The sequence below is a fragment of the Agrobacterium salinitolerans genome (assembly GCF_002008225.1).
Classification (GTDB): Bacteria; Pseudomonadota; Alphaproteobacteria; order Rhizobiales; family Rhizobiaceae; genus Agrobacterium; species Agrobacterium salinitolerans.
Genome location: NZ_MRDH01000003.1, coordinates 158,875 through 167,925 on the forward strand (window position 1 = coordinate 158,875; position 9,051 = coordinate 167,925).

Here is a 9,051-nt window from a genome sequence, read left to right on the forward strand (position 1 = left end):
GGTCATCGCCGTGTGACCAGATCACCGGCGGCTGACTTCTTGCGGCAAACTTCGCTATACCATAGCTTTGCTCAACGGTCTATTATTTAGACTAATGACGATAACAGCAGAGGAAACAAGCCATGGCTAAAATCGCGCTCATCGGCGCTTCCGGCAATGCCGGGTCCCGTATCCTGAAGGAACTTTCCGACCGGGGACATCAGGTGACGGCAATCGCCCGCAATCCAGAAAAGATCGCCAGCCTGCCGAATGTGGTGGCAAAGAAGGGCGATGTTTTCGATCAGGCAGGGCTTTCGGGACTGCTCAAAGGTCACGATGCCGTGATCAGTTCGGTGCATTTCACCGCCAGCGATCCGGCAACGCTGATCGAGGCCGTGCGCGCCTCCGGCGTTCGGCGCTATCTCGTCGTCGGCGGCGCCGGCAGCCTTGAAATCGCACCGGGAAAGCGTGTGGTCGATCTGCCGGATTTCCCGGCTGCCTATAAGGCCGAAGCGACAAAGGGGGCGGAGTTCCTGGACCGCCTGAAACAGGAAAAGCAGCTCGACTGGACCTTCCTGTCGCCCTCCGCCGAATTCGTGCCGGGCGAAAGAACCGGCAAATTCCGCATCGGCAGGGATAGTCTCCTCAGCAACGATGAGGGCAGCCGCATTTCCTTCGAAGACTACGCCATCGCGCTTGTCGATGAAATCGAGAAGCCGCAGCATTCCCGCCAGCGTTTCACCGTCGGTTATTGAGAGGTATCGCCCATGAATTTTGTGACACGTCGTCTTGCCGTCGCCACCCTTGCCCTTGCACCCGCGCTGCTGGCCGCACCGGTTCTGGCGCAAACCGCAACGCGGGATTTCGCGCAGGAAGAGGCCAACCGCAAGCTGGTGATCGAGTTTTACGACACGGTCTTCAACAAGCATGAAGTGGAGAAGGGAGCTGCCGTCCTTGTCGACAGCTACAAGCAGCACAACCCGATGGTGCCGGATGGCAAGGCGCCGTTCGTTAATTATTTTACCGGCTTCTTCAAGGAAAACCCGCAGTCGAAAGCGCGGATCGTGCGTAGCGCCACGGATGGCGATCTGGTCTATCTGCACATCCATTCGACGGAAAATGAAGGCGATCGCGGCAGGGCCATCGTCGATATCTTCCGCGTCACCGATGGCAAGATCACCGAGCATTGGGACGTGATCCAGCCTGTTCCGGAAACAGCGGCGAACAATAATACGATGTTCTGAGGGCCGTCGCCGTCGCATTGCCAATAGCAGGGGAACAGCCGGGATTTTCGCCCGGCTGTTTTCATTTTCAGATTGCACGTCGTTTCTGGCGCGACTGTACGATCAAATCCAGCACCAGCATGGCCAGCAGGCTCGCGCCCACCAGCGGGAAAATGACGCCGCCGATGGCGAGTATGGCGAGCAGACCGTACAGGACGCGTTTTTCCTGCGGCAAAGGCGGCACGCCGAGTGACCCTTTCGGACGGCGTTTCCACCACATGACGCCGGCAGACACGGCAAGCAGCACAATGCCGATACAGGCCGCCAGAAGTACGATCTGGTTGGCAAGGCCATATTGCTGGCCCAGATGCACGTTGATGCCCCATTCCAGCGCCTTGCCGAGCGGGCCGTAATCGGCGTAGCTCATATCGATCAGCGGTTTGCCGCTATATTGATCGAGATGGATGACACGTTGCTGCGCCAGATCGTCGGGATAGACGGAGCCGCTATAGACGCCCGTCGGTTTTCCTGGCAGGGCGACAGCGTAACCGGCGGCAAGGCCGAGCGCGTCGAAACGTGCTATCGCCTCGTCGATCCCGATTGGCTGGCCTGCGGCGGAATGGGTGGATTCCGGTATTTTCGCCTGCTCCAGCGACCAGCTCGTCTTCGCGACGTGGTCGAGATGGTCTCCCGACATCGGAACATCGGTGCGAATGCCCGCCGGATATCCGAAGTTGCTACCATTCGCCCATTCATTGACCTTGGCGCCCCAGACGCCCGACCAGGGCATGCCGGTGACCGCAAGGAAAACGATGAAAAAACCGACGAAAATGCCGGTGACGGCATGGGTATCGCGCCAGAATACCCTTTTTTTCGGTGTGCCGCGCACGGTCACGACACCGCCGGTCTGCTTTCGCGGCCACCAGAGATAGATGCCGGTAGCGACAAGAAGGATGGACCAGCCGGCGGCGATTTCGATCAGATAGCGGGCATAGGTACCGAAATATTTCAGGCTGTGGAGGTAGCGGATCGTCCACATGACGGTGCCGCGATCCGGGAGGGAACCGGCCACCTCTCCGGTATAGGTGTTGACATAGACGGCCCGCTTTCCATCCGCCGTATTGACGGTGATTTCCGTCGACGCGCCCGGATCGGCGGGAGTGGTATATTTGACGGCTGTGCCGGGAACGGCCGCAAGCGCTGCGGCCACGATCTCGGAAGGCAGGGCTTTCGGCGCGTTTTGCACCACCTCCACACGCTTCAGGTCCGCATGGATGAGATTATCGAACTCATCCCGGAAGAGATAAAGCGCACCGGTGACGGCGAGCGATATCATGAAGGGCAGGACGAGAAGACCGGCATAAAAATGCCAGCGCCATACGGCGCGGTAAAGATTTATGGACGAGGAATGCGCAGGCGCACGCTCGCCCTCGAAAGAGGTCGTAACGGACATGGATGTCTCCGCAAGAGAATTGATTTTCCGGCAGGCCGGACAGTGTTCTAGCGCTGCGGAGCGGAGGGAGGTGCGCGTGGGCGCGATTCCAGATTGGGCGGCGATGGCGGCAACGCCGCGTCGACGTTCAGGAAGGCGACTTCGACCGCGGGGAGAATATTGTCCGCGCGCTCGATGGGAATAACCGGAAGAGCGGCGGCCGTGGCCGAAGCCAGACGGCAGAGCGTGCCGCAGCAATCGTCGGCTATCTTGCCGGCTGGGTTCTGTTTGCCGGAGCCGCCTTCCGGCATATGGCTGGAGCAGATGACTTCATCCGCTGCGAGCGCGGCCATCGCCATGTTGCCGCTGGTCAGACCGTTGGCGAGACCCTGCAAAAGGAAAAGCAAAACCGCCAGCATGGCGATGGCGCCAGCCGAACTTCTGTCTTGCATGATCATGCGAATGAATCCCATGCAGTCGCAATGTCACATTTGCGGAGAAATGTCACCGCGACACAATGACGGCAGGGTGCTGGCGCGCTTGCCGAGCATGCGGAGCGGCGCTGGACCCAGCGCCGCTCCGCCAATCATTCCGCTGCCGGAATGGGAGTGGGTTGTCCGTTCTCGTCCATCGCCACCATGATGAAGGTTCCGGCGGTGACTTTTTCCAGCTTGTCATAACGCGACCGCTGCGCCCAGGCTTCCACCGTCAGCGTGATGGAGGTGCGGCCAACGCGGGCGATATCGGTATAGATCGACAGGGTATCGCCGATCTTCACCGGCAGCTCGAAGGCCATTTCCTTGACCGCCGCTGTGACCACGCGACAGCGGGAACGCTCCGCGGCGCGGATGCCGCTCGCCAAGTCCATCTGCGACATGACCCAGCCGCCGAAAATATCGCCGGCCGGATTGGCGTCGGCCGGCATGGCGAGCGTTCTGAGCGTCAGCTCGCCGGTCGGTTTGATGGTCTGGTCGGTCATGTTGAGATGTGCTCCGTGCGAATGACAAAGGCGCAGCATGCGTTGCGCTTTGCGATTTCGCAAGGAAGGCAAAGCGTCAGGACGACGCTTTGCCCAGAAATTGCTGCGTTGCATAAAGGGCGATGGCTGCCGCATTCGAAACGTTGAGCGATTTGATCTCGCCGGGCATATCGAGCCGGGCGAGCGCCGAGACGGTTTCGCGCGTTTTCTGGCGCAGGCCCTTGCCCTCGGCGCCCAGCACCAGCGCGATTTTATCACCGCTGAAGGTCTGTTCGATAGGGGCGGGGCCTTCGGAATCCAGGCCGACGGAGAAGAAGCCGAGCTTGTGAAGTTCGCCCAGCGCATCGGCCAGATTGGTGATCTGGATATAGGGAATGAGTTCTAGCGCGCCGGAGGCCGATTTCGCCAGCACGCCCGACTCGGTCGGGCTGTGGCGCATGGTAGTGATGACGGCGCCGGCGTTGAAGGCGACCGCCGAGCGCATGATGGCGCCGACATTGTGCGGATCGGTGACCTGATCGAGCACGAGGATGAGCGGGCTGTCCTTCAGCGCGCCGAGACGCTTGACCGGCAGCGGCCGGGTTTCCAGCATCACGCCCTGGTGGATGGCCTCGGGGCCGAGCACACGGTCGATATCCTGAGGGGAGACCATCTCGACCGGGAAGGGCTGGGCATCCGCCTCGCCGATATCCAGCCGCGCAAAGGCGTTCTGGGTGACGGAGAGCTTGACGATCTGCCGTTCGGGATTGGCGAGTGCCGCACGCACGGTATGCAGGCCGTAAAGATGCACCTGGTCGGGCGCAAGCTGCGGCGGCTTCCAGTCGTCTGCGCCGCGGTTCTTGCGCTTCGGCTGCTGCGGGGTGGGAATTTCGCCGCGCTCGCGCTTGGCGTCGCGCACGGCGCGGCGCAGGTTGGCATAGTGCGTGTCGCGGGTGGATTTGTTCTTGGGATCGTCTTTGCTCATGGCGCCTTATATCTCCGGGACGAGGCGCGCACCAGCCCCCGCGATAATCCACAGGGCGGTAAAGAGGTTTGAATTTTTTCCCGAAAATTCGTGAATGGGCGTGTTGACAGAAACGAACGAGGCCGTCATATACGCGCCACAGACGACGCAACGGCGCTTCGCCGCAGCGAAATCTGAAGAGCTTGGTCGCTCGATCCTAGCAGAAAGCTGGAGGGATGCCCGAGTGGTTAAAGGGGACGGACTGTAAATCCGTTGGCTACGCCTACGTTGGTTCAAATCCAACTCCCTCCACCATTCTGCACGGATCGAAATCACCACCGCGGGTATAGCTCAATGGTAGAGCAGCAGCCTTCCAAGCTGAATACGCGGGTTCGATTCCCGCTACCCGCTCCAGCGACTCTTCCCATCATAACTCGATCTTCTTTTACGTTTTTTTCGGCGGAAACATGCGCCCGTCTTTGGGCACTTTTCGACTGTTGACACTTTTCAACTGTGGGATGGCGTTCCGCCTGCACTTTGCGATGGGGTCTGACTGCATCTGTGGGTTTTGGCCATGCTCAATCGTCTTCAGTATGCCTCAAGGGCAGACTGGATTCGCAGTTTTTCCGCGTCCAGCTCGCTCAACCGTCCCATATGGGCCGTAATTTCCTCAAAGACCGAGGTCCGGTCCGTTTGCGACGGCGCTCAACACGGCGCAGGGCGGAAATCACCTCGATCAGGTCAAGTCGCTCCTGCTCCAGCTTTTCCAGATTCCATAACATCGCGTTTTCCCCGTTGGCAGCTGCATGAACGGCTTGCAGGGATAAAGGTTCAGATCAATAGAATTTAAGGTAAATTTTATCTTCCCGCATCGGCCCGGCTGGAGATCCAGCCCAGGCCTCGGTCTTTTCAATAGGGCGAGCGGCATTGCGTTCGTGTCCCGGCAGGCGCCATATAGCTGTTATCCGTGGGGTGGTAGGACGTGTAACGCGCCGCACACCATTTTATATGGTTGATCTCGGCTGGCGACAAGGCGTAGCCGTTGGACACGGCCTCTTCACCTTTGCCCGCTGCAAAGGCAGAGGCGGGATAGCCTCGCTCATCTGAAGCCTGTGCCTGAACTTTGTAGGCCGGCGGTATGAGGCTCAGCGCGTTGGCGGGAACGACCGCAGCGGCAGATATCGCGACGCCAAGAGCGAGCGCGGAGATGGTCTTCGGCATCCTCAACATCGATAAATCCTCGTTATTCGTTCGGTATGCTAACGAAAACTTAGGAAATTCGTTCCGCTGGAGGCTTGACGTCACACGAAGACGTGATTCTGCGACGTCGGCTTCATCGGGAAAACGCTGTCCGCGATGAGCGCGTTTTATGCCCGTTCAACCGGACTTTGTATCCGTGCCGCACGGCTCGTTGACAAGCGCAAAATCCGGTCGGATAGTCGCCCGGCAATCATGCAAACGGGAGCCTTCAATGTTTAACAGGGTTGTCATTCTCTCATCCTTTGCGCTGCTGACATCGGCGGCGTTTGTCTCCCCCGCAGCAGCACTCACCATGAAGGAGTGCAGCGCGAAATATCAGGCGGCGAAAGCCGACGGGTCTGCCAAGGACGTCAAGTGGAACGACTATCGCGCCAAGTTCTGCGGCAGCGAGGCGGCAGCCGAGGATGCGGCCGACGACAAGCAGGTCGCGGCCACCACCGAAAAAGAACCCGAAAAAGCGACGACAAAGGCCCCGAAGGGCGTCGCTTTTCCGCGTGCTGTCGATAAGAAATATTCAAGCGAGACGCCCGCAAAGGCACGCCTGAAAACCTGTGCCGACTCCTACCACAAGAACAAGAATGACGGCACGCTCGGCGATCTGAAATGGATCCAGAAGGGCGGCGGCTACTGGAGCCTGTGCAACACGGCCCTGAAGAGCTGAGACAGGCGGGCGGCTGGCCAAGTACCGCCGGCATTGGCGCGTTATCCGACACGGCTTCGGATAACGCGTTAGTCGTTGGGTCGCGATCGTTTCCCTTGGGCCTTTTTCCCTGCCGCCATTGGCGGGCAGATGCGGATATCGCATCTTGTCCGCGATCAAGACTTGTCGCGGATCAGTCCGTTCCTTGACGGTGGGAAATCCGTGGCTGGGAGCAACCCCGTTTTCGGGCGGGTAAAATCTGCGAATGGCTTGCGATTCAGTCTCTTGATAGAAAGATCTGATGCTGCGGGTTGATCCGCAGCCAGCAATTCAACGGCTGCGGCTGTCCGATGACGGTTCGCTGGCAATGTGGGCTGATGACCAGACGATTTCGAAACTATCTCACCGTGCTGGCCATATCGCTGTTGATGTGGACGGTGATCCTTGGCGTGGTTTATTGGCTGTTTCGATAGTTTCCACCAGGCTTACCGGCCTGAATGAAACTGCCGCAAGGCTTGTTTGGTGAGAAAGCCCCAGGTTCGCCTATGAGGCCGATATTCCCAAAAAATTTGAGGTGTTGAGAGGCGTCCGCCCCATTTCGGCTTTGCTGGCGTGCCCCTATGGTTCGGTGAAATCAGGAAAGGGTCATCATGAAAAAATCCGTTGCCGCGACATGCCTTGCAGTTTTCTCCACGTCGATTGCGACCGGCGCCATGGCTGAAGACCTGGTGATTCCTCTTCCGAAAGACACGACGGTCGAAAAGGTTGAGACCGTCTACCAATGCGCTGCCGACAAGGTGGAGGCCGTCTATTTCAATGCCGGTGAGATCAGCCTCGTTCGGCTGGGGCTGAAGGATGGCGTCACCGTTGCCGCAAATGTCATTTCCGGCTCGGGAGCGAAATATCAGGGCGGCATGTATGTCTGGTGGTCGAAGGGTGATGAGGCGGATCTTTACGATCTGATGGCCGATCCGCAGATGAAGCAGCCGGTTCATTGCATCGAGACCAAAAAACCCTAAACGTTTGCTCGTTTCCGCAAAGGAGCGGCGGCAGGGCGGTTTGTGACAACCTTGCCATGCCGCCGGTCAGCGTGGAAGTGCGCGCGCGGCGCGTTCAGCCAAGAACGAGCGACGCAAGAAGCGCCAGCAGGATGAGAGAACTGGCGACAACGCCGAGCCTCACCCTGCGAAGGCGGCGGGTACGTCCGCCGCTCCAGTCATAAGCCATTGGCAGCTTTACCTTTCTTTTTATTATTATGACTTATTGATTAGCTCCCTAGGCTTGCCCGTGCCTGACCTCAATTGCCAGAATCCATCGGCGAAAATTCACGATTTTCCTGTTCTCTCCCGATGTTGCAGCAAGTGCTTCGATTGATTCTTCCTGTCCCGCGACAGTGAGGCGGCTTCATGGACGCAAGTCATGGAAAAGGCCCGGAAACGGGTGTTTCCGGGCCTTCTGTAGAAGCGTTTCTGGTGGCTGTTTCAACTCAGATAGGTCTGGAGATGGGGCAGAACCTCGAGCGTACCGTGATACAGCATGTTAAGGGCCACATAGATGATGACCATTAGGCCGAGATAGGAAATCCAGCGATAGCGGTGCAGCAGCTTGGCGACGAAGTTGGCGGCAAGGCCCATGAGCGCAATTGAAACGACGAGGCCGATGATAAGCACCGTCACATGTTCCTGCGCAGCGCCGGCGACGGCAAGGACGTTGTCCAGCGACATGGAAACATCGGCGATGACGATCTGGGTCGCGGCCTGGAAAAAAGTCTTATGACCCTTGGTCAGGTCGGCCTCTTCGTCCGTCACCTCGTCTTCGATGGAACCTGCGGCCTCACGCAGTTCGACCCACATCTTCCAGCACACCCAGGCAAGCAGCAGGCCACCGAACAATTGCAGGCCGACAATGGCGAGAAGCTGCACGGTGACGGCGGCAAAACCGATGCGAAGAACCGTGGCGGCGATGATGCCCACCAGGATCGCCTTGCGGCGAAGGTGAGCGGGCAGACCGGCTGCGGCAAGGCCGATGACGATGGCGTTGTCGCCCGCCAGCACGAGGTCGATTGCGATAACCTGTAGGAATGCCGTGAAGCCGGCGGCTGTGAAGATTTCCATGGGATGGTCCTGAGGCGGTGCAGAGGTCGCGAAGGAGGCGACGGATCGAGGTATGGCGTGGATGGCGCGCCCGCGACGGATTCCAGTCGCCCGTCTCTCCCCGGCGATGACATGTCCTTAAGCCATCATGCCGGTGCAGGTAAAGAAGTTGTGATGGAAATATCTTATTTAGTGATCGACTATTCCGTAGAAGGGAGCCGCCGGGCCGGCACTGGCTCCGTCCTCGCGACGGTTTGAATGTCGCAGATCAGATACCATATACGGGCCTCAAGGCACGCTTTGGGCGCGCGCGAAGACGCTTTCACAATTAAGTCTTGCGCATTCGCTTACAAAGCCTTAAACGGCGACACCAAACCGGTGCGCCGGGGAAACTACTTCACGTTCACAGGAAGCAATTCACATGGCAAAGAGCAAGTTTGAGCGGACGAAGCCGCACGTCAACATTGGCACGATCGGTCACGTTGACCATGGCAAGACGTCG

General features: G+C 58.8%; 11 protein-coding genes, 2 tRNA genes and 2 pseudogenes. 8 read left to right on the top strand and 7 right to left on the bottom strand.

Translation table 11 applies throughout. The annotated features are described in order from the left end of the window. Positions 1-122: 122 nt before the first annotated feature. Positions 123-734 (top strand): NAD(P)-dependent oxidoreductase, encoded by a 612-nt coding sequence (locus tag BS627_RS02625; protein WP_077981750.1) that lies wholly within the window; start codon positions 123-125, stop codon positions 732-734. A 12-nt stretch (positions 735-746) separates the two neighbouring features. Further along, on the top strand, positions 747-1,223 hold the full coding sequence (locus tag BS627_RS02630) for a nuclear transport factor 2 family protein (RefSeq protein WP_077981751.1): 477 nt from the start codon (positions 747-749) through the stop codon (positions 1,221-1,223). Positions 1,224-1,290: 67 nt separating this feature from the next. Here BS627_RS02630 and BS627_RS02635 read toward each other — a convergent pair whose 3' ends face one another. The 4 genes from BS627_RS02635 to BS627_RS02650 form a co-directional block, all read right to left on the bottom strand. Next, on the bottom strand, positions 1,291-2,655 hold the full coding sequence (locus BS627_RS02635) for a PepSY-associated TM helix domain-containing protein (RefSeq protein WP_077981752.1): 1,365 nt from the start codon (positions 2,653-2,655) through the stop codon (positions 1,291-1,293). Positions 2,656-2,702: 47 nt separating this feature from the next. Then, complete coding sequence (locus tag BS627_RS02640) at positions 2,703-3,107, bottom strand: DUF2946 family protein (RefSeq protein WP_077981753.1); 405 nt, start codon at positions 3,105-3,107, stop codon at positions 2,703-2,705. 113 nt (positions 3,108-3,220) lie between these two features. Further along, positions 3,221-3,613 carry an acyl-CoA thioesterase gene (locus tag BS627_RS02645; RefSeq protein WP_077981754.1) on the bottom strand — a complete coding sequence of 131 codons (393 nt, stop codon included), beginning with the start codon at positions 3,611-3,613 and terminating at the stop codon, positions 3,221-3,223. 76 nt (positions 3,614-3,689) lie between these two features. Next, positions 3,690-4,577: a TrmH family RNA methyltransferase gene (locus BS627_RS02650; RefSeq protein ID WP_077981755.1), complete on the bottom strand. Its 888-nt coding sequence runs from the start codon at positions 4,575-4,577 to the stop codon at positions 3,690-3,692. A 209-nt stretch (positions 4,578-4,786) separates the two neighbouring features. Here BS627_RS02650 and BS627_RS02655 point away from each other — a divergent pair. Then, positions 4,787-4,871: transfer RNA gene (locus tag BS627_RS02655), tRNA-Tyr, on the top strand. A gap of 25 nt (positions 4,872-4,896) precedes the next feature. Continuing rightward, positions 4,897-4,970, top strand: a tRNA-Gly gene (locus tag BS627_RS02660). A 174-nt stretch (positions 4,971-5,144) separates the two neighbouring features. Here BS627_RS02660 and BS627_RS24770 read toward each other — a convergent pair. Together BS627_RS24770 and BS627_RS02670 are read right to left on the bottom strand one after the other, a co-directional pair. Continuing rightward, positions 5,145-5,338, bottom strand: a pseudogene (locus tag BS627_RS24770) (hypothetical protein). A gap of 127 nt (positions 5,339-5,465) precedes the next feature. After that, positions 5,466-5,786: a BA14K family protein gene (locus tag BS627_RS02670; RefSeq protein ID WP_077981756.1), complete on the bottom strand. Its 321-nt coding sequence runs from the start codon at positions 5,784-5,786 to the stop codon at positions 5,466-5,468. 241 nt (positions 5,787-6,027) lie between these two features. On the opposite strand from BS627_RS02670, the gene BS627_RS02675 reads away from it, so the two are divergent. The 3 genes from BS627_RS02675 (at position 6,028) to BS627_RS02680 (ending at position 7,475) form a co-directional block, all read left to right on the top strand. Then, positions 6,028-6,477 carry a hypothetical protein gene (locus tag BS627_RS02675; protein WP_077981757.1) on the top strand — a complete coding sequence of 150 codons (450 nt, stop codon included), beginning with the start codon at positions 6,028-6,030 and terminating at the stop codon, positions 6,475-6,477. Between the two features lie 280 nt (positions 6,478-6,757). Next, positions 6,758-6,982: a hypothetical protein gene (locus BS627_RS24440; protein WP_165691110.1), complete on the top strand. Its 225-nt coding sequence runs from the start codon at positions 6,758-6,760 to the stop codon at positions 6,980-6,982. A 124-nt stretch (positions 6,983-7,106) separates the two neighbouring features. After that, positions 7,107-7,475 (top strand): MliC family protein, encoded by a 369-nt coding sequence (locus tag BS627_RS02680; protein ID WP_077981758.1) that lies wholly within the window; start codon positions 7,107-7,109, stop codon positions 7,473-7,475. Between the two features lie 462 nt (positions 7,476-7,937). On the opposite strand, the gene BS627_RS02695 is transcribed toward BS627_RS02680, so the two are convergent. Then, entirely contained in the window at positions 7,938-8,570 is a 633-nt protein-coding gene (locus tag BS627_RS02695) for a TerC family protein (RefSeq protein ID WP_077981759.1), read from the bottom strand. A 400-nt stretch (positions 8,571-8,970) separates the two neighbouring features. On the opposite strand from BS627_RS02695, the pseudogene BS627_RS24055 reads away from it, so the two are divergent. Then, positions 8,971-9,051 (top strand): annotated as a pseudogene (locus BS627_RS24055) (GTP-binding protein); the annotation flags it as partial.

Coding starts and splice junctions, on each gene's coding strand:
- BS627_RS02640 (WP_077981753.1), bottom strand. CDS start 3,107: ATGGGATTCATTCGCATGATCATGCAAGACAGAAGTTCGGCTGGCGCC.
- BS627_RS02670 (WP_077981756.1), bottom strand. CDS start 5,786: ATGTTGAGGATGCCGAAGACCATCTCCGCGCTCGCTCTTGGCGTCGCG.
- BS627_RS02695 (WP_077981759.1), bottom strand. CDS start 8,570: ATGGAAATCTTCACAGCCGCCGGCTTCACGGCATTCCTACAGGTTATC.
- BS627_RS02675 (WP_077981757.1), top strand. CDS start 6,028: ATGTTTAACAGGGTTGTCATTCTCTCATCCTTTGCGCTGCTGACATCG.
- BS627_RS02625 (WP_077981750.1), top strand. CDS start 123: ATGGCTAAAATCGCGCTCATCGGCGCTTCCGGCAATGCCGGGTCCCGT.
- BS627_RS02645 (WP_077981754.1), bottom strand. CDS start 3,613: ATGACCGACCAGACCATCAAACCGACCGGCGAGCTGACGCTCAGAACG.
- BS627_RS02635 (WP_077981752.1), bottom strand. CDS start 2,655: ATGTCCGTTACGACCTCTTTCGAGGGCGAGCGTGCGCCTGCGCATTCC.
- BS627_RS24440 (WP_165691110.1), top strand. CDS start 6,758: ATGCTGCGGGTTGATCCGCAGCCAGCAATTCAACGGCTGCGGCTGTCC.
- BS627_RS02680 (WP_077981758.1), top strand. CDS start 7,107: ATGAAAAAATCCGTTGCCGCGACATGCCTTGCAGTTTTCTCCACGTCG.
- BS627_RS02650 (WP_077981755.1), bottom strand. CDS start 4,577: ATGAGCAAAGACGATCCCAAGAACAAATCCACCCGCGACACGCACTAT.
- BS627_RS02630 (WP_077981751.1), top strand. CDS start 747: ATGAATTTTGTGACACGTCGTCTTGCCGTCGCCACCCTTGCCCTTGCA.